The sequence below is a fragment of the Hymenobacter daeguensis genome (assembly GCF_054780555.1).
The window spans coordinates 88,997-107,377 of sequence record NZ_BAAGWC010000013.1 but is presented as its reverse complement, the minus strand read 5'-3'; the positions used below and the strand labels follow the sequence as shown (position 1 = coordinate 107,377).

The following is an 18,381-nucleotide window of genomic DNA, read 5'->3' as shown; positions in this document are numbered from 1 at the left end:
GCGCGCCGCCTACCAGAAAGCTGAGCATCACTCCCCAATTGCTCATTCTTAATTTTTCATTCCTCATCGAACCAGTGCCCCACCTCGTTCCCCTTCTCATCCGCGGCATCAACAACCTCTCCGATGCCCGCTACTGCGCCGGCATGGGCGCCGACAAACTGACCTTCGTGCTCGACCCGGCTCTGCCCGGCCACCTCGACGCCAAGACCATGAAGGAGCTGGCCGGCTGGATTGCCGGAGTTGAACTGATAGGTGAGTTCGACCAGCTCAGCGCTCATGAAATCAACGCCATAGCGGCCGACTGCAGCCTCGACGCCGTGCTGCTTCGCTCCTTCCGCACCGCCGATGAGCTGGCCGAAATTGCCCCGCCGGTGTACCTGGAGCTCTCCATCGAGGCGGCGGCGGCACTGCCCGACTTCCCCGCCTTGCCGGCGGGCTTCGTCATCGAGCTACCTGACCTGTTGCCGACGGAAGGGTTCGTCACCCTGCGCCACATCACCGGCCACAACCCAATTTGGGCAGGTCCGGGGCTGGACCCCGAACGCGCCCACTACCTGGCCACGCACCTGCGCCTGGCCGGACTGGCCTTTCCTTCCGGTGATGAGGTCAAGCCCGGTCTGCGCGATTTCGACCAGCTGGAAGCGGTTTTCGAGGCGCTGGAAACGGAGTAGCATTTCCCACAAGCCACGGCCCCGATGGGCATGACGCTCAGCGGGTCATGTCCATCGGGGCCGTGGCCTGTGGCGTCCGTTCCGGCTCAGGTCAGTCGGAACTGCACGTATTTGATGGGCACGCCCACGGCCCGGTACTTGCCCTCGAAGTTGGTTTGAATGGCCTGCGCTTCGGTAAAAGCCGGGTCGGTTTCGGCGTACAAATCCCGCGTAAACCGCTCAATTGCGGCACCCGGACGGGCCGCCAGCGTTTCCAGCGTGTAGTCGAACAGGCCCTCGTTGTCGGTTTTGAGGTGCAGCAGGCCGCCGGGCGTTAACAATTGTTCGTACAGCGCCAGAAAGCGCGGCGAAGTCAGCCGGCGCTTGATGTCGCGGTCACGCGGACGCGGGTCGGGAAACGTAATCCAGATTTCGGCCAGCTCGCCGGGGCCAAACTGCGCGGCCAGCGCCTCGGCCCGCATGCGCACGAAGCCTACATTCGTGAGGCCCATGGCCTCGGCCCGCGTGCTCCCCCGCCAAATCCGCTCCCCTTTGATGTCGAGGCCCAGAAAATTGCGCGTGGGGTGGCGCTGGGCCAGGCCCACGGTGTATTCGCCTTTGCCACAGCCCACTTCCAGCGTCAGCGGAAACGGCTGCTTGAAAAAATCGGTGCGCCACCGTCCGCCCAGCTGCTCGTATTGCGGCTTGCCGGGCTCAATGATATCGGGACGGGTGGCGTTATCGTTGAAACGCTGGAGCTTGACGCGGGACATTTAGTTAATGAAGAGTGAAGAGTAAAGAATGAGGAACGAGGAATCAAACTGACCTGAAAGGCAATTCTGCATCCCTCATTCTTCATTCCTCCTTGAGTTAAGCGTATAGTTCTTCCACTTCAGCAACCACGAAGGTGCTGCCGCCGATGAACACGGCATCATCCGGACTGGCAGCGGCCCGGGCGGCAGCTACGGCGGCGGCCACCGAGGGGTAAGCCTGCCCGGTCAGGCCCAGCTCTGCGGCCTTTTGCGCCAGCTCTACAGCTGGCAAAGCCCGAGGAATATTGGCGGCACAAAAGTAAAACCGGCCTTCCGCGGGCAGCAGGCCCAGCATGGAAGCCACGTCCTTGTCGTTGACCGTGCCGATAACCAAATGTAAACGCCGGTGCGGCACGCGGCGCAGCTGCGCCATCGCCATTTCCAGCCCGGCGGCATTGTGCCCGGTATCGCACACTACAAAGGGGCGGCGGCCGATGATGCTCCAGCGCCCGCGCAGGCCGGTGAGCTGGGTTACCTGCCGCAGGCCGGTGCGCACGGCCGCCTCGGTGCTCCGGAAACCCAAGGCCCGCAACTCGTCCAGAGTAGCCAGCACGCCCGGAATGTTGAACTGCTGGTAGTCGCCGGGCAGCCCCAGCTCGGCATTGGCCAGGTAGGGCCGGCCGTGCTGGGTGATGGTCAGCGGGCGCAGGCCGGTTTCGGGCGAGGCTTCGGCCGCGAATGTGGCCTTGTAAACATCATCGGCAAAAACCAGGTGGGCCAGTTTGGCGGCGGCTTCGCGTCGGAACACGTCGGCCACCTCGGGCTGGGTCTGGCTCACCACTACCGGCACGCCGGGCTTGATGATGCCGGCTTTTTCACCCGCAATTTCGGGCAGCGTGTTGCCCAGCAGCGCCTGGTGGTCGAAGCTGATGTTGGTGATGAGCGACACCAGCGGCGTAATGATGTTCGTGGAATCGAACCGGCCGCCCAGCCCTACTTCGATGATGGCCACGTCCACGCGCTGCTCGGCGAAGTAGGCAAAGGCCAGCGCCACGCACATCTCAAAAAACGACGGCTGCACCTGCTCAAACAACGGCCGCCAGCGGGCCACCCACTCCACCAGGTAGTCGGCCGGCAGCTCCTGCCCATTCACCCGAATGCGCTCCGTGAACTCACGCAGGTGCGGCGAGGTGTAAAGACCCACCTTGTAGCCCGCCGCCTGCAGCACAGCCGCCAGCAGGTGCGAGCTGCTGCCCTTGCCATTGGTGCCGGCCACGTGCACGCTCCGAAACTTCCGTTCGGGGTTGCCCAGCGCTTCGGCCAGCGCCAGCGTGTTGCCGAGGCCCTTTTTGAAGCCCGCCGCACCCACCCGCTGAAACATGGGCAGCTGCTCGTAGAGGTAAGTCAGCGTTTCTTGATAGGTCACGGGTTGGTGTAGATTTGGGTTAGCGGGCCACAAATTAACGGCGTTCGAGTCTTTAATAAAGAAAAACCCCGCTGCCTGCTCAGCAGACAGCGGGATACAACTGTTTTTATACCGATTAGCGAACAGTAATTTTAAACGTGTAAAAACCCGTCGCACCGCCCGTCCCACTATTGGTTCGGCGGAAACTCATGTCGTTCAGTGCATCTCGACAAAGCTTTTCCTGAGCAGCTGACACATTACCCGATACCTTTGAAATACCCAGGATTTCACCTTGCTCATCAATCTTTATTTTGAAACGAACTATCCCCGGATTATCGTCGATGGCAGGAACGCTTGGTTTTGAATCAGGTGCCCAGCCGGCCATTTCCAGCCCACCGCTGCCGGGGCTGCTGCCGGAACCGCCGCGGCCGGGGCTGCCATACAGCGCCTTGGCATCGAGCGAGCCGTTGGGGTCGCCCTGGTCGCCCACGGTACCGGGCCGGTCGCCGTTGTTGTTGCCGGTGGGGGTATTGCTGGTGCCATTCACGCCGTTGCCGCCGCCATTGGCGCTGCCGTTGGGCGAGAAGGCCACGGCTACCTGACGCTTGGGCTTGGGGGCCACTTTCACTTCTTCGCGGGCCGGGGCGGGCGTTTCGACTTTAGCTTCCGACACGGGGCTTTCCTCGGCGTCGCTGGTAATGATTTTCTCCTGCGAGGGCGGCGTGGGCGTGGGTGTGGCCTCGGCTACGGGCCGGGGAGCCGGCTCGGTGCTGGCTTTGGGCGGACGGCTGTCTTCGCGGTTTTGCGAGGCGTTGGCAGGGGCCATGCTCTGGATGTCGCCCGAGCCGGCCGGGTCGAGGCCGTAGTTCAGCTCCACGCCATCGCCGCCCCCCAGCGGGGCCAGCGGCGGATTCGGGCCCTTGAACACCATGAAGATAAACAGCAGCAATAGCACCCCGTGAACAACCAGGGTGCCAATCAGGGCCTCGCGGCGGTGCGGTTCGGGATAGTCAATAGCCATTTTTTCGATGAGGAATGAAGAATGAGCAAGGAAGAACTACGCATGAGCCGCGAAGAAGATGGTTCTTCACGGCTCATTCTTCATTCCTCACTATTTCCCGGCGGCCTGCTGGGCCTGGGTGGCCATCACCATTTTCAATTTCAGGCGGTTGCCGATTTCCAGAATGTCAACCAGCTTCTGAACGTTCAACGAGGCGTCGACGCGCAGCACCACGGTGGGCTGCTCGGCCGTAGGTGCCGTGCCCACCAGCGCCACCAGCGCCGATTCCACATCGGCCGGATTGACCTGCTTTTTGTTCACAAAATACTGTCCGGCCGCATCCACCGAAATGGTGATGGGCTGCTTCATCACCTGCTTGCTTGATTTAGCATTCGGCAGCAACAGCTTAATAACGTTGGGGTTAACCAGGGTCGAGGCAATCAGGAAGAACAACATCAGGAAGAACATGATGTCGTTCATGGCCCCGGTTTCAACGTGCGACGTGAGGCGATGCCGGCGGGAAAGATTCATAACTAGTTGAGTTATGAATTATAAATTATGCATTATGAATTGAACTACGGACAGCCTGACCAAGTGAAAGCTGCCCCTAATTCACAACTCATAATTCATAATTCATAATTCAATCAGTTGTCCTGCAGAATATCCATGAACTCGATGGCCGAGTTTTCCATCCGGAACACCATGCGCTCGACGAGGATGCTGAGCCAGTGGTAGCCGATGTGGGCGATGATGCCGACGATGAGGCCCGTGGCCGAAGTCACCAGCTTCACATACAGGCCGTCGGCCACCTGCGGAATGCCGAATTCCTTGGTGGCGGCAATGGAGTAGAAAATCTTGATTACCCCGATGATGGTACCCACGAAGCCAATCATGGGCGCCACGCCGGCGATGATGCCCAGGATGCTGATGTTCTTTTCGAGGCGGGCAATTTCAATCTTGCCCACGTTTTCCACGCTGGTTTCGATTTCCTTCAGCGGCAGGCCGATGCGGCGCAGGCCTTTCTCCACCATGCGGGCCAGCGGCGAGGCGGTTTGGGCGCACAGCAGCTTGGCTCCGGCCAAATCGCCTTTCACCATGAGCGAGCGGATGCTGGCCATGAAAGCATCGGGATTGCCGGCGGCTTTGCGGATAGTGAAATAACGTTCGAGGATGATGTAAACCGAGACGAGCGAAAGCAGCACCAGCGGTATCATGATGAAGCCGCCGCGCAGCAGCAGGTCGATAACGGGGACGCTGGTATCAGCAACGGGAGCCGATGAAACGGCGGTGTTTACGGTATCTACAGCGGCAACGGGGGCCTGCAAAAGGAAAACGGACATGCGGGGGGTTAAAATTTCAACGTATAAACGCCCGGATTTTTTACGCGCAGGCGCTGGGCTTCGCGCTGGGCCGAGGCTTGGTCAGGGTAATCGGCAGCCGTAACGCGGAAGTAGCGAGTGCCATAAAACCGTGGAATAATATGCGCGCGGAAGCCTTTCTGCGTAAGCTTCCGACAGCCGACTTCGGCACTAAGCATGGTAGTATATGACCCATCAACGACATAGAAACGGCCGGTGTGGTTTTTAATTGTAACCGAGTTGGCACCGGCCGGGGCCTTGGCAGCGGCAGCCAGCGCAGCTTTGGCTACGGGAGTAGCAGGCTCAGTGGCAGTGGGTTCGGCTGGTTTGGGGGGGGTAGCAACTGTTGGAGTCGTTTTTTCAACTACAGGCGCAGGCTTGGTGAGAGCTGGCGCGGGTGCCGCCGAAGCAATGACTTCAGGCGTGGCAGCAGGTTGCGTCTCCAGGCTCGCGACGGTGGGAGTCGAAGCGGCATTCTCTACCGGCGTCATGCCTTCGGTGGTCAGAGGCCGGGGGGTGAAATCGTGCTGGGCAAGCGTGGCTTGCTGGGGCTCCGTAACAGGGTTGGCGGGCGTAGCGTTGCGCGACGGCCACTCCCACTTCGGCACCTGCCAGCTGGTGGGCAGGTAGCCCACGTTGCGCGCCACCTGGTAGTTGGCCAGCAGCAGCAAGCCCACGGCAAACGCAATGACGCTGCCGGGCACCAGGCGGGCCAGACGGCCCCGCTTGGCAGCGGCCCCGCGCAACACCGGCTGCGGGCGCGTGGGCCGGCTGTCGTTGGCCCGCACAGGCCGGGCTACCAGCTCGGGCAAGCCAAAGGCCGAAGCCAGTAGGTTGTCGGTGCCCGTATACTCAAAGGCTAAGCCCCGACCAGCCGCACGCCGGAAAATGCCGATGCCAGGCAGCTCGGTGCGGTTGTTTTCGTTGAGTTCCTGTTGCAGATTGGCCACGGCAGTGCGCACGGCTTCGCGGGCCTGGGCAATGGACATGCCGGTATGTTGGCTCAGAGCGTCTACCAGCAGGCCGTCGTTGCGGGTCAGGGCCTGATTGAAGGCCACTAATTTGGTGGGCGGGCTCAGGGCCTGCCGGCCTGGCTGGGCGCGGGCGGGCGACACGTCGGCCACAAGGCCCCCAAAATCCGGAATAATCACGCAGTCGTGGTCACGGAGCAAGGGACGGATGTGGTCGGCTAGATGCATTCTGCTGTAGTTATGAGTTTTGAATGATGAGGTATGAGTTTGAAAGCAGCTGGAAGCCAGGCGTTATGAACAAAATGCATAACGCATCATTCAAAACTCATAATTACTCAAAACGAGTACGTGGCCCCGCCCAGCACGTTGATGCCCTTCACCGGATAGCCGTAGAAGCGCTGGTACTGGCGGTTGACGAGGTTGTTACCCATTGCAAAGATGGATATTTTTGGCGTAATGCGGTAGTCGGCGCGCAAATTCAGGTCGATAACCGGGTCGGTGGCGCGGTAGAAATCGGCAAGACGCGGCACCCCAACCCGGGAACCGGGCAGGTAGCTGATGCCGTAGCTCGCCGAATAGAAATACCCTTCCACGCCCAGCATCAGCTTATCGAAAACGTTGTAGGTACCGAAGACCGAGCCCTGGAACTCGGGGCGATGGAAGGGCTGCGGCAGGTTTTTGAGGGCGTACTTATTGTAGTCGAGCCGGGTGCCGAGGCGGAACTTCTCGGCCGCGTTATACAGCACTTCGCCGTGGATGTTGAGCACGCCGGTGGCGTTCTGGTCATACACGAGGTCGAACTTGGTGGGGTCGATGGCGTTGTTGAGGTAAAAGTAAAGGTTGCGGTCGCGGGCATACGTGGCTTTCACGTTGAACTCCAGGCCCCGGGCGGGCGTCGACGTGAAGCCGGCGTACACCGTCGGTCCACGGTGGGTGTCGGCCACGTTCAGGCCGCGGTTCAGCCAGGGGTTTTCGGTGCTGAGGTCGTAGCGCGTCACACGCTGCAGGGCCCCGCCCAGGCCGGCGTACACCATAAACTTCTCGGGCTCTACGGTGTAGCCGAGGCGCACGGCCGGGTAAATTACACCCTTACTCACGCTGGTGGCCGTGTCGGAAGAATAGCCCACCGTAGCCCCGATTGAGAAGGCAATGTTCTTATTCAGAAACTCATACGCCGGGGTGGCCTGCACAAAGGTGCGGCTGCGCGTAAGCTGCGCGGGGTCGGGCTGGGCGAGCGAGGGTGCCGCCTGGTCCTTATCCGAGATGAACGAGGCATCGGCCAGCACCGTGATGCGGCTGGTTTCGCCCAGCGCGTAGCCCACTTTGGCATTCAGGCGCACATCGTTTTCACTGGCGGCAAAGTTGTCGCCCCAGTGTCGGAACCCGATGCCCGCGTCGTAGGTCAGCTGCTGGTCGGGGGCGCGGTTGTGGGCGTAGGCTTTGATGGCGAAGCGGTTGAATACCTGCTTGATGTCGCCGGCCTCGGGCGTGGCCACGGACGTGCCGTTGGCCGCCTTTTCGTAGCCGTAGAAGTTGTAGCGCTCCCGGCCCAGGTCGATGTTGGCCCCGAAGGCAGCCGTGCCCCGGTACAGCTCGCCCATGAGGTGGGCACTGGTTTCGGATACGCCGGAGTTTTTGCCATCCACCGGCCCGTTCAGCGAGTTGACGTGCTTGATGTCCAGGCCGTAAGCATGGTCGGTATTGCGGGTGCTGTGGAAATAGCCCCGGCCGTAGAACGTGCCGTAGTTGCCGATGGCGGCCTTCACGAAGTTGCCGGTGAGCGGCGCGGGCTCCTCGGCCCGGATGGTAAGCACCTTCACCGAGGGGTTGAGGCGGTCGGCGGGCAGGCGGAAATCGGGAAAAGTGTAGGCCACCTTGCGGTCAAGCCTGGGCGCGGCCGGCAGCTTGATTTTATCGAAGTTGCGCGTGGATTCGGGCAGCTGGTTTACCCGCTCCTTCACGATTTCAATCTCGGCTTCCTCGATTTTACCCGTCTTTTTCTTCGTGGGCTGGGCCTGCGCAGCGGCAGGCATGACAGCCCCGGCCAGCACCGCAGCCAGCGCCACACCGGCCACCAGCCCTGGGCCCTGGCGCTGGTGCTCGTTAGAATTGTTAATCGGCAAACGCTTCATCAGCAATTTATTATTCAAATGAGAGATTACGCCAGGCTAGCGCTTGGGTGCCGGCTTGGGAGTCGGGGCGGGCGTGGTTTTGGTGGGCGCTTTGGCCGGCGTAGTTGCCGGGGCTTTGGCAGGCGCGGTGGCCGGGGTTTTGGCCGGCGCCTTGGTGGGCGCGGCTTTGGTGGGCGCGGGCTCCGTTTCCTCGGGCTGGTCGGCCCCGAGCGTTTTCACGCGCTGCCTGGCCGCCTCCAGCACTTCGGACACCGGGAAGTTATTGTCGATAAGCGAGTTCAGCGTGCCCCGCGCCTGGAAGTTGTCGCCCTCGGCCGCGTAAATCTCGGCCACCAGCAGAAAGGCCCGGCCCTGCCACAGCTGGTAGCTGCTGAAGTCCGAATTCACCTTCAGGGCCGCCGCAATGGCTTCCTGATTCTTTTTCTGCTTGAACAGGGTTTCGGCCAGGTAATACTGCGCTTCCGCCCCGTTCACGTCGTTGGGCGCGGCGGCTACGGCGGCGGCCAGCTCGGTGGCGGCCTGCTCGTAGCTCTCGGTGCGCAGGCTGGTTTTGCCCAGGTAGAGCAGCGCGGCGTTGGTGGCGTTGGCGGTGGCTCCGGCCATGGCGCGCAGCTCTTCGGCCACGCGCCGGGCGCCGGCAAAGTCGCCGGATTCGTAAAGGCTGCGCAACTGGCCCAGAGTGGCATTGGCCACTTCGCGCTTGTTGGTGCTGGCCCCGCGCAGGCGCTCGTAGAGCTTGGCGGCTTCGGCGTAGTTCCGGTTCTCGAATTCGAGGTCGGCGAGGCGGCCCACGGCGCGGTTCAGGAACTCGGTTTTGCCTTCGGTGAGCACGGCGCGCAGGCGGGTCAGGCCCTGCTGCCGGTCGCCGGTTTTCAGGTACGAGTCGGCCAGGAAGAACCGGGCATCCGGCCCCAGTGCCGACTCCGGGTATTGCTTCAAGTAAGACTCCAGCCGCAGAATGGCCGGCTGGTATTTCTCAGCCAGATACAGCGACTTGGCCGCTTCGAACTCGACGCTTTCCGTGGCCTTGCTGTCGGGGTTCTGAATCTTGAACGCCGACAGCGCGGCATCAAACTCCTCCGTCCGGCCCAGGGCCGAAAGGCTCTCCTGCAAGCTGTAGATGGCCTGCGAAGCGGCGTCGCTGCGCGGGTAGTCGGTCAGCACTTTCTGGAAGTCGGCCACGGCCTTGTCCTGCTGCTCCAGGTTGGCGTAGGCCACGCCGCGCTTCTGCAAGGCCTGCGGGATGAGCGGGCTGTTGGGCCGGTTGTCAATCAGCTTGGTAAAGCCCGCCACGGCCGGCTGGTACTCGCCGGCCTCAAACGAGAGCTGCGCCTGCTGAAACACGGCCTCCTCGGCGTAGCGCGAGTTGGGGCTGGTTTTGAGCAGGGCGGCCAGGGTGCTGTTGGCTTCCTCGCGGCGGCCCATCAGGCCCAGGGTGCGGCCTTTCTGGTAGTAGGCGTAGTCCTTGTCGGCCGCGTTGGCCGTGATGACTTTGTCGTAGAGCGGCAGGGCCTGGTTGTAGCTTTTGGCCACATAATAGGTGTCGGCCAGGCGCAGGGTGGCGTCGTAGTAGTTGGGGTCCGAGGGCTTGGCCGCTTCGTCGTTCAGGAAGGCCGTGAACTGCGGCCGGGCGCGGTCGTACTGCTTGGTGTTGTAGTAGGCGTAGCCCAGGCCGTAGCGGGCCTTCTGCTCGAAGTCCTTTTCCTCGGGGCTCACGCCGCCCTGCCGGGCCGAGCGGGCCGCCGCCACGTAGGCATTGATGGCATCGGGGTATTGCTGGCCCACGCTGTAAATCTCGCCGCGCAACACCTGGGCGGCGGCCCGCAAGGCATCGTCCGACGGGTACTTCAGCGACTTGTCCAGCAGCGGCAGCGCCTCCGAGTAGTTACCGTTGTTATACAGCGTGGCGGCCTGCGAGTAGGCCACGCGCTGGTAGGTGGCGTCCAGCCTGGCGCTGCGGTCGTCGATGCCTTCGAGGTAGGTAATGGCCTGATTGTAGTCGGTGGAGGCCAGGAAGCTGTTGCCCAGCAGCTCATCCACCACGGGCTGGTTTTTCGAGCGCGGGAATTTCTTCCGGAAATCCTTCAGCACGTTAATCACCTCGGGCAGGTTGCCCAGCTCGTACTGCACCTGGCCCAGCTTGAGCGTGGCGTTTTCGGCAATGGCCTTGTCGAAGGTGCTTTGGCGGGCGGCCTCGAAGGCCGTCACGGCCTGGGGCTTCTGGTTGGCCTGAATGTAGCTCAGGCCGAGGTGGTAGGCGGCGTTCTGGCCCAGCGAGTCGCGGCGCACGGCCACGTTGCGCAGGCTGGCGATGGCGCCCGGGAAGTCGCCCATCTTGTAATTGGCAAAGCCAATCTTGTATTGCAGCGCCGGCTCAATCTTGTTCTTGTGCACGGCGGCGTACTTATCAAAGTATTCAGCCGCTTCTTTGTACTGCTGCTTCTGGTAGTAGGCGTCGCCCACCAGCAGCTGAATTTCATCGGAATTCTGGGGCGGTGGGGTGTTTTGCAGCGCCTTGGTGGCGTAGCCAATCAGCCCGTCGTAGTTGCCTTCCTTGTAATATATCTGGGTGATGATGGCGGGCACCACCGGCTTGTAGGCATCGTTCTGCTCGGCCACGCCGAGGTCAGCGCGGGCGGCGGCGTAGTCGCCGGCGCGGTAGCCGAGGTAGCCGGCGTAGTACGAACTGGCGTACTTGTACTGGCTCTGCACCTGCTTGTTGCGGTCGAAGAGCAGGCGGGACTTTTCGTAGTCCTTCTGCTCGAAATAGCTGTAGCCCAGCTTGAAATCGGCTTCGGCGCGCTGGTCGTTGCTTAGGTTGTCGGGCGCTACTTTGGTGAAATAGCGAATGGCGCCTTCATAGTCCTTCTGGTCGAAGTAGAACTTGCCCAGCTCGAAGTAGGCGGCCGCGGCCTGCGGGTGGGCCGGGTGTTTGGCGGCGAAATCCAGAATCAGGCCTTCGGCATCGGGGTGCGAGAGGTAGAGGCCGCTCACGGCGTAGTAGTACTCGGCATCGGCGGTGCGGTCGCCGGCGGCGGGGCCGCCCTGGCTGCTGTGCACCGGCTCGATGGCCAGGTACTGCCGAAACGCTTCCTGCGCCGCGCCGTACTGCGCGCGGTCAAACAATTCCAACCCTTCCTGAAAGTGCCGCTCATCGGAGGCAAAAACCTGGGTTTGCTGGGCCTGGGCTGCCATGGGGGCGGCGGCGCTCAGCGTGGCGGCCAGCGCCAGCCGGGGAAATAGCTTCATGTAAATACCTGTCGTGGAGGGGCCGCACCGGGCCCGGGAACTCGCCAAAAGTAGCGATAAATGCCCGTAGGTTGCCCAGGCAACGCGGAAATCACGGGTTCATTGCCCGCGAAAGCCGCCATAAGCCGGCTTCGCAGCGCTCGCACGAATGGTGTAGGGCACGCAAATAGTAATGACCGAATCCCGGCCATTCACGACGGTTCGGAGGGTTCCAGGCTACCCTGGCCCGCACGGCCGCCATGTGGCTCACTGCCACCTTATCGGGGGCACGGTCACGTACGGGTTCCTCATCGGTGTGGGGCACCATTTCCCGGCCCATTTGCTGGGAGGAGCCATCCATCGCCAGATGGATGACTGCAAAAAAGGAAAGCCCCGCTGGCGTCTGCCAACGGGGCTCCCTCTTCGAAACAGGAAGTCGCCTGCCTATTGCTTGGGTGTGATGCCGGGCACGTTGAGGCTGCCATTTTTATAGCGCTTATACAAATAAGCTGCGCCGGCCGCCAGCAAAGCGCCTTTTACCAGACTACCCGACGTAGAACCGCCCGCGCGGGTACCGTCTTCGTTCTTACGGCCGCCAAACAGGCCGGAAATCAAGCCACCAAGGGTATTGCTCATGAGTGAAATCAGCTTTAGGGTGAATGTCTGACTTCTACGGCAGCCGCGCCGGGAGCGTTACTCCAGCACCCCGGCCGGCACGTTGTGCAGAATCAGCCAGACCAGCTCGCGCAGAATCTCGGCCTCGTCCATCGACCCGCTTTCGATGCCCTTGCTCTGCGCATCGGCCCGCCGGATGTTGTGGATGAGGCCCACCACCCGCTCGGGCGGGAACACGCGCAGGGCCTGCTGGTACTCCTTCTGAGCGAAGCTGTTCACGATGCCCAGGCTCTTAAACACGCCATCGGGCGGGTTGGGGCCGGCCTGGTGCAGCACCAGCAGCTTGCTGAAAAAGTTGAACAGCAGCGTCAGGTTCGGAATAAGGGGATTGGCCTTGGGATTGGCGGCGAAGTAGGCCAGAATGCGGTTGGCTTTGAGCACGTCGCGCTGCACCAGCGCCTTTTGCAGCTCGAAAATGTTGTAGTCCTTGCTGATGCCCACCAGCCGCTGCACCAGCTCCTCATCAATGGGCTGGCCGGGCTTGAGGTTCAGCACCAGCTTGTCGACCTCATTCGCCAGCCGGCCCAAATCGGCCCCGATGTATTCGGCCAGCATGGCCGTGGCCTGCCCCGTAATCTGCTGGCCCCGTCCGCGCACGTTGGCCGTGAGCCACTGCGGCACCTGGTTGTCGTAGAGCTTTTTGCTGGTCATGAGCACGGCCGGCGAGTCTTTGCCAGCGAGCAGCTTGCCCAGCTTCTTGCGCGAGTCCAGCGTCTTGTGCTTGTAGCAAAACACCAGCACGGTGCTGGGCAGCGGGTTTTTGAGGTAGGCCTCCAGGAAAGGCCAGCTCCGCTCCTGCTCCAAATCGGCCACGGCCTGGGCTTCTTTTACGATGACAACCGAGCGCTCGGCCATCATCGGAAACCGCTTGGCCTGGCCCAGGATGGCCGTCACGTCCACGTCCTTGCCGTACACCACCACCTGGTTGAAGCTGCGCTCGTGTTCGGCCAGAGCCGTGTTTTCAATCAAATCGGCCACCACATCGATGTAGTACGGCTCCTCGCCCTGCAAAAAATACACGGGCTGAAACTGGCGCTGCTGCAGCTGCTTAAGTATCGCGTCGGCTTCGAGTATCAATGGGTGAATGGCTGAATGGGTGGATGGGTGAATGGTTTCGGTGCGCCATTCTTTCGGGCTGGCAAAGGTAAAGCCGCCTAGTACCTTTGGGGCCACGTTTTGCGGGCGACCCCATTCTCATTCGCCCATTCACTCATTCAGCCATTCACCCATTGAATCTAATTGAAGAACTGACCTGGCGCGGCATGTTTCACGACGCCATGCCCGGCACCGCCGAACACCTCGCCGCCAACGCGCCCATCACCGGCTACATCGGCTTCGACCCCACGGCGGCCTCGCTGCACATCGGCAACCTGGCCACCATCATGCTGCTGGTGCACCTGCAACGCGCCGGCCACCGCCCCGTGGCCCTGGTGGGCGGCGCCACCGGCATGATTGGCGACCCCAGCGGCAAATCGGCCGAGCGCAACCTGCTCGACGAAGCTACCCTGCGCCACAACCAGGCCGGCATTCAGGCCCAGCTGGAGAAGTTTCTGGACTTCAGCGAAGGCCCCACCGGCGCGCTGGTGGTCAACAACTACGACTGGTTCAAGGAAATCGGCTTCCTGGGCTTCCTGCGTGAGGTAGGCAAGCACCTCACCGTGAACTACATGATGGCCAAGGACTCGGTGAAGCGCCGCATCAGCGGCAACGAGGACAGCGGCACCGACGGCATCAGCTACACCGAGTTCAGCTACCAGCTGCTGCAGGGCTACGACTTCGTGCACCTCAACAAAACCCTGGGCTGCACCCTGCAAATGGGCGCCAGCGACCAGTGGGGCAACATCACCACCGGCACCGAGCTCATCCGTCGCCTCGCCAATGCCGAAGGTACCGAGGCCAAGGCCTACGCCCTCACCGGCCAGCTCATCACCAAGGCCGACGGCACCAAGTACGGCAAATCCGAAACCGGCACCGTCTGGCTCGACCCCAACCTGACCTCGCCCTACCAGTTCTACCAGTTCTTCCTGAACTCGGCCGATGCCGACGCCCCGCGCCTCATCCGCGTGTTCACGCTGCTGAGCAAGGAGGAAATTGAAGCCATCGAAGCCGAGCACAACGCCGCCCCGCACCTGCGCATCCTGCAGAAGGCCCTGGCCGCTGACGTGACCACCCGCGTACACTCGGCCCAAGCCACCGAAGCGGCCATTGCGGCCTCGCAGGTTCTCTTCGGCGGCGGCGACCTGGCTTCGCTGGATGAGGCGACGCTGCTCGACGTTTTTGCCGGGGTGCCGCACCTGCGCGTGCTCCGCGCCGAGCTGCCGGAGCTCAACGCCGCCACCTTCCTCAGCGACTTCACCCTGCACAAAATATTCCCGTCGAAGGGGGAAGCCCGCAAAATGATTCAGTCCGGCGGCGTAAGCATCAACCGCGAAAAAGTAGCCTCGCCCGATGCGCCCATTGCCGCCCTGCAGCACCTGGCCGGCAAGTACCTGGTGGTGCAGAAAGGCAAGAAGAACTACTTCTTGGTGGAGCTGGTGTAAAGCACAAGCCTGACGGCCGTGCACAAAAAAGGCCCCGCCAGTTGGCGGGGCCTTTTTATTCGTCCACAAAAACGGTGGGCTGAAATTACTTCTTGGCAGCGGGCTTCTTGGTAGCCGGAGCCGCTTTGGCAGCCGGAGCTTTCTTGGCAGCAGCCGGAGCAGCTTTCTTGGCAGCCGGGGCGGCGCTGGCAGCACCAGCGTTTTTGGTGTTCTGCACCTCGGTGCGGAATGCCTGCGCCATCGTTTTCAGCTCCTGCATGCCTTTGCGCACACGGGTACCAGCAGCGGCGTTGTTCTTGTCGTAGAATTTCGAGAAATCGTCTTCGAGCGACATCACGAGGTCTTTCAGTTTGCTGAAATTGTTCATTGGGAATTGGGGTTGGGGGTGAAAAATGAGTTTGTGGGGGTGTTAAGCCGGCCCTAATATACAGGGATTTCAAATGCAAGCAAGTTTTTCACTTTTTTTTAAAAACCCCCTCCCCGGCTTTCAGAGGCAGATTTCACCAAAAAAAAGGCCCTTTGCGCAAAGTGCGCCAAGGGCCTTCCTATTAGAATAGTTCAAAAACAAAAGCGCGGGCCACCGGCGAAGGCAACCCGCGCTCCGGCACCGAAGCGCCGTTTTACACGGCTTGCGGAACGGCCGTCGTCCGGCTGTAAAGGCCGTTTTTGAGCTTGTCGGCCACCACCTCAAACGCCGCAATCGTTTCTTGTACGTCTTCCAGCGTGTGCACTGCCGTGGGAATGATGCGGAGCATAATGACGCCCTTGGGCACCACCGGATACACAACAATAGAGCAGAAAATAGCGTGATTCTCACGCAAATCCAGCGTAATCTGGGTTGCATCGGGGATTTCGCCCTCCAGCAGCACCGGCGTTACGGGCGAGGTAGTGGTGCCGATGTTGAAGCCTTTTTCGCGCAGGCCGCTCTGCACCGCCCGCACAATGGTCCACAGATTTTCGCGCAGCTCCGGCTTCGTGCGCAGCAGCTCCAGCCGCTTGATAGCGCCCACCACTAATGGCATTGGCAACGATTTGGCGAAAATCTGGCTGCGCATGTTGTAACGCAAATATTCAATCACGCTTTCCGGCCCCGAAACGAAGGCCCCGATGCTGGCCATGCTTTTAGCAAAGGTCGAAAAATATAGGTCGATGCCGTCCTGAATGCCCTGTTCTTCGCCCGTTCCGGCCCCGGTGGGCCCCATCGTGCCAAAACCATGAGCATCGTCGACGAACAGGCGGAAGTCGAACTTTTCCTTCAGCGCCACCACGCCGCGCAGGTCGCCCTGGTTGCCCGACATGCCAAACACCCCCTCCGTAATGACGAGGATGCCGCCGCCGGTTTCGTCGGTGATGCGCTTGGCCGCCGTGAGCTGCTTCTCGAGGCTGGCCATGTCGTTGTGGCGGTACACGAAGCGCTTGCCGGCGTGCAGGCGCACCCCGTCGATGATGCAGGCGTGCGACTCGGCGTCGTACACAATCACGTCGTGGCGGCTGGCCAGCGAGTCGATGATGGACACCACGCCCTGGTAGCCGAAGTTGAGCAGGCAGGTCGCCGGCTTCTGCACGAATTCCGACAGCTCGTTTTCCAGCTGCTCGTGCAGGTTGGAGTTGCCGCTCATCATGCGGGCCCCCATCGGCAGGGCCATGCCGTATTCGGCGGCCGCGTCGGCGTCCACCTTGCGCACTTCGGGGTGGTTGGCTAGGCCGAGGTAGTTATTCAGACTCCAGTTCAGCATTTTCCGACCGCGAAAACTCATGTGCGGTCCGGCTTCGCCTTCGAGCTTGGGAAACGTGAAATAGCCGTGCGCGTAGTGCGAGTGCGAGCCCAGCGGGCCCCGGTTGGCCGAAATGCGGTCGAATATATCCACTGAAAAAACGGGAATGAGGTGATAAAAAGGGTGGTAAACAGGCGCAAACGGCTACTTTGCGGGTAGCCAACACCTGCCTAATCACAAAGGTAACCCCCACGTTGCGGTTGTACATAATTTGGGCTTAACAACCGGATAATGGCCCGAGGGTTTGCGGCCGGGCTGCCGTTTCGCAGTTTCTTTGTGGGCGCTTTCTAATAGCTGAACTAACAATGACCGTCGTGCTGAGCGTAGTTGCGGCATGATGTGCTGAAAATCCCACCCCCATGAAAAAAATCACCAAGCTGCTCGTCGCCAACCGGGGCGAAATTGCCCTGCGCGTGCTGCGCTCGGCCAAGGAAATGGGCATTGCCACCGTGGCCATCTACTCCGAGGCCGACCGCAACGCCCTGCACGTGCGCTACGCCGACGAAGCCGTGTGCGTAGGCCCGCCCGCCTCGAAAGACAGCTACCTGCGCGGCGACAAGATTCTGGCAGTCTGCAAAGAGCTGGGGGTCGATGCCATTCACCCCGGCTATGGCTTCCTCTCGGAGAATGCCGGCTTTGCGCGCATGGTGCGCGAGGCGGGGCTGATTTTCGTGGGCCCCTCGCCCGAGGCCATGGAAATTATGGGCGACAAGCTCTCGGCCAAGCAGGCCGTGCAGGCCTACAATATCCCGCTGGTGCCGGGCACGGCGGAAGCTATTTCCGACGTAGCAGCGGCCAAGCAGATTGCGCAGGAAGTGGGTTTTCCGATTCTGATTAAAGCTTCGGCCGGCGGTGGCGGCAAGGGCATGCGGATTGTGAATAATGCCGACGAGTTTGAGGAGCAGATGCAGCTGGCCATCAACGAGGCTGTGTCGGCGTTTGGCGACGGGGCGGTGTTTATTGAGAAGTTCGTGACCGGACCGCGCCACATCGAGATTCAGGTGCTGGGCGACGAGCACGGCCACATCGTGCACCTGTTCGAGCGCGAGTGCAGCATCCAGCGCCGCCACCAGAAGGTGATTGAGGAAGCGCCCTCCTCGGTGCTCACGCCGGAGCTGCGCGCCCGCATGGGCCAGTGCGCCGTGGACGTGGCCCGCGCCTGCGACTACACCGGGGCCGGCACCGTGGAGTTTCTGCTCGACGACCAGCACAACTTCTACTTCCTGGAGATGAACACCCGCCTGCAGGTGGAGCACCCCGTGACGGAGCAAATCACGGGCCTCGACCTGGTGAAGGAGCAAATCAAAGTGGCCCAGGGCGAGCCCCTCGCCTTCTCGCAGGCCGACCTTACCATCACCGGCCACGCCCTAGAGCTGCGCGTGTACGCCGAAGACCCGCAAAATAACTTCCTCCCCGACATCGGCACCCTCACTACCTACGTGCGCCCCCAGGGCCCCGGCGTGCGCGTTGATGACGGCTTCGAGCAGGGCATGGACATTCCGATTTACTACGACCCGATGATTGCCAAGCTTGTCACCTTCGGGGCCGACCGCGCCGAGGCCATTGCCCGCATGCTGCGCGCCATCGAGGAGTATCAAATCACGGGCATCGAAACCACGCTGGGCTTCGGCCGCTACGTGCTGACGCACCCCGCCTTTGTGAGCGGCGATTTTGATACCAACTTCATCAAAAACCACTTCTCCCCCGCCGACCTCGCTCCCACCGCGCCAGACGAGGCCACGGCCAAAGTAGGCGCCGCGCTAGGCGCCATGCTCCTCAGCGAGAAGAAACCCAAAACGGCTGCCGCAACTGGCGAAACAACGGGCGCGGAGGTTTCAGGCTGGCGGCGGAATCGGTTGGGGGTGCGGTAGGCCTAGACAAATCGATTTATAAAA

14 protein-coding genes and 1 pseudogene are annotated in these 18,381 nt (G+C 61.5%); 3 read left to right on the top strand and 12 right to left on the bottom strand.

Annotated elements, in window-relative coordinates; all coding sequences use genetic code 11:
• Positions 1-74 precede the first annotated feature (74 nt).
• Positions 75-671: a hypothetical protein gene (locus ACYVHT_RS15050; protein WP_460553392.1), complete on the top strand. Its 597-nt coding sequence runs from the start codon at positions 75-77 to the stop codon at positions 669-671.
• A gap of 86 nt (positions 672-757) precedes the next feature.
• Here ACYVHT_RS15050 and trmB read toward each other — a convergent pair whose 3' ends face one another.
• The 10 genes from trmB to holA form a co-directional block, all read right to left on the bottom strand.
• A complete protein-coding gene (trmB, locus tag ACYVHT_RS15045) occupies positions 758-1,423 on the bottom strand; it encodes a tRNA (guanine(46)-N(7))-methyltransferase TrmB (RefSeq protein ID WP_460553389.1) in 666 nt (221 codons plus the stop codon).
• A gap of 97 nt (positions 1,424-1,520) precedes the next feature.
• The gene (locus tag ACYVHT_RS15040) at positions 1,521-2,828 is read right to left on the bottom strand and encodes a bifunctional folylpolyglutamate synthase/dihydrofolate synthase (RefSeq protein ID WP_460553386.1); all 1,308 of its coding nucleotides are present in this window, start codon (positions 2,826-2,828) and stop codon (positions 1,521-1,523) included.
• Between the two features lie 115 nt (positions 2,829-2,943).
• Entirely contained in the window at positions 2,944-3,828 is an 885-nt protein-coding gene (locus tag ACYVHT_RS15035) for a hypothetical protein (RefSeq protein ID WP_460553384.1), read from the bottom strand.
• A gap of 90 nt (positions 3,829-3,918) precedes the next feature.
• Positions 3,919-4,338: an ExbD/TolR family protein gene (locus ACYVHT_RS15030; RefSeq protein WP_460553381.1), complete on the bottom strand. Its 420-nt coding sequence runs from the start codon at positions 4,336-4,338 to the stop codon at positions 3,919-3,921.
• A gap of 113 nt (positions 4,339-4,451) precedes the next feature.
• The gene (locus tag ACYVHT_RS15025; RefSeq protein WP_460553378.1) at positions 4,452-5,147 is read right to left on the bottom strand and encodes a MotA/TolQ/ExbB proton channel family protein; all 696 of its coding nucleotides are present in this window, start codon (positions 5,145-5,147) and stop codon (positions 4,452-4,454) included.
• A gap of 8 nt (positions 5,148-5,155) precedes the next feature.
• Positions 5,156-6,364 carry an HU domain-containing protein gene (locus ACYVHT_RS15020; protein ID WP_460553375.1) on the bottom strand — a complete coding sequence of 403 codons (1,209 nt, stop codon included), beginning with the start codon at positions 6,362-6,364 and terminating at the stop codon, positions 5,156-5,158.
• A 107-nt stretch (positions 6,365-6,471) separates the two neighbouring features.
• Positions 6,472-8,268 (bottom strand): TonB-dependent receptor, encoded by a 1,797-nt coding sequence (locus ACYVHT_RS15015; RefSeq protein ID WP_460553372.1) that lies wholly within the window; start codon positions 8,266-8,268, stop codon positions 6,472-6,474.
• A gap of 36 nt (positions 8,269-8,304) precedes the next feature.
• Positions 8,305-11,517, bottom strand: a complete 3,213-nt coding sequence (locus tag ACYVHT_RS15010; RefSeq protein WP_460553369.1) for a tetratricopeptide repeat protein — start codon at positions 11,515-11,517, stop codon at positions 8,305-8,307.
• Between the two features lie 423 nt (positions 11,518-11,940).
• Positions 11,941-12,132, bottom strand: a complete 192-nt coding sequence (locus ACYVHT_RS15005; RefSeq protein ID WP_460553366.1) for a hypothetical protein — start codon at positions 12,130-12,132, stop codon at positions 11,941-11,943.
• A 57-nt stretch (positions 12,133-12,189) separates the two neighbouring features.
• The gene (gene holA, locus ACYVHT_RS15000; RefSeq protein ID WP_460553363.1) at positions 12,190-13,248 is read right to left on the bottom strand and encodes a DNA polymerase III subunit delta; all 1,059 of its coding nucleotides are present in this window, start codon (positions 13,246-13,248) and stop codon (positions 12,190-12,192) included.
• Between the two features lie 152 nt (positions 13,249-13,400).
• Between holA and tyrS the strand changes: the two genes are divergently transcribed.
• On the top strand, positions 13,401-14,711 hold the full coding sequence (gene tyrS / locus ACYVHT_RS14995) for a tyrosine--tRNA ligase (RefSeq protein ID WP_460553360.1): 1,311 nt from the start codon (positions 13,401-13,403) through the stop codon (positions 14,709-14,711).
• A gap of 196 nt (positions 14,712-14,907) precedes the next feature.
• On the opposite strand, the pseudogene ACYVHT_RS14990 reads toward tyrS, so the two are convergent.
• Both ACYVHT_RS14990 and ACYVHT_RS14985 read right to left on the bottom strand, forming a co-directional pair.
• Positions 14,908-15,078: pseudogene (locus tag ACYVHT_RS14990) on the bottom strand (histone H1); the annotation flags it as partial.
• Positions 15,079-15,331: 253 nt separating this feature from the next.
• Positions 15,332-16,579 carry an aminotransferase class I/II-fold pyridoxal phosphate-dependent enzyme gene (locus ACYVHT_RS14985; protein WP_460553357.1) on the bottom strand — a complete coding sequence of 416 codons (1,248 nt, stop codon included), beginning with the start codon at positions 16,577-16,579 and terminating at the stop codon, positions 15,332-15,334.
• Between the two features lie 266 nt (positions 16,580-16,845).
• Between ACYVHT_RS14985 and accC the strand changes: the two genes are divergently transcribed.
• The gene (accC, locus tag ACYVHT_RS14980) at positions 16,846-18,357 is read left to right on the top strand and encodes an acetyl-CoA carboxylase biotin carboxylase subunit (protein ID WP_460553354.1); all 1,512 of its coding nucleotides are present in this window, start codon (positions 16,846-16,848) and stop codon (positions 18,355-18,357) included.
• The last annotated feature ends 24 nt before the right edge of the window (positions 18,358-18,381 follow it).

Excerpts from the sequence above, each read along its gene's own strand:
- trmB (WP_460553389.1), bottom strand. The coding sequence starts at position 1,423 with ATGTCCCGCGTCAAGCTCCAGCGTTTCAACGATAACGCCACCCGTCCC.
- ACYVHT_RS15035 (WP_460553384.1), bottom strand. The coding sequence starts at position 3,828 with ATGGCTATTGACTATCCCGAACCGCACCGCCGCGAGGCCCTGATTGGC.
- ACYVHT_RS15030 (WP_460553381.1), bottom strand. The coding sequence starts at position 4,338 with ATGAATCTTTCCCGCCGGCATCGCCTCACGTCGCACGTTGAAACCGGG.
- ACYVHT_RS15025 (WP_460553378.1), bottom strand. The coding sequence starts at position 5,147 with ATGTCCGTTTTCCTTTTGCAGGCCCCCGTTGCCGCTGTAGATACCGTA.
- ACYVHT_RS15020 (WP_460553375.1), bottom strand. The coding sequence starts at position 6,364 with ATGCATCTAGCCGACCACATCCGTCCCTTGCTCCGTGACCACGACTGC.
- ACYVHT_RS15015 (WP_460553372.1), bottom strand. The coding sequence starts at position 8,268 with ATGAAGCGTTTGCCGATTAACAATTCTAACGAGCACCAGCGCCAGGGC.
- ACYVHT_RS15010 (WP_460553369.1), bottom strand. The coding sequence starts at position 11,517 with ATGAAGCTATTTCCCCGGCTGGCGCTGGCCGCCACGCTGAGCGCCGCC.
- ACYVHT_RS15005 (WP_460553366.1), bottom strand. The coding sequence starts at position 12,132 with ATGAGCAATACCCTTGGTGGCTTGATTTCCGGCCTGTTTGGCGGCCGT.
- accC (WP_460553354.1), top strand. The coding sequence starts at position 16,846 with ATGAAAAAAATCACCAAGCTGCTCGTCGCCAACCGGGGCGAAATTGCC.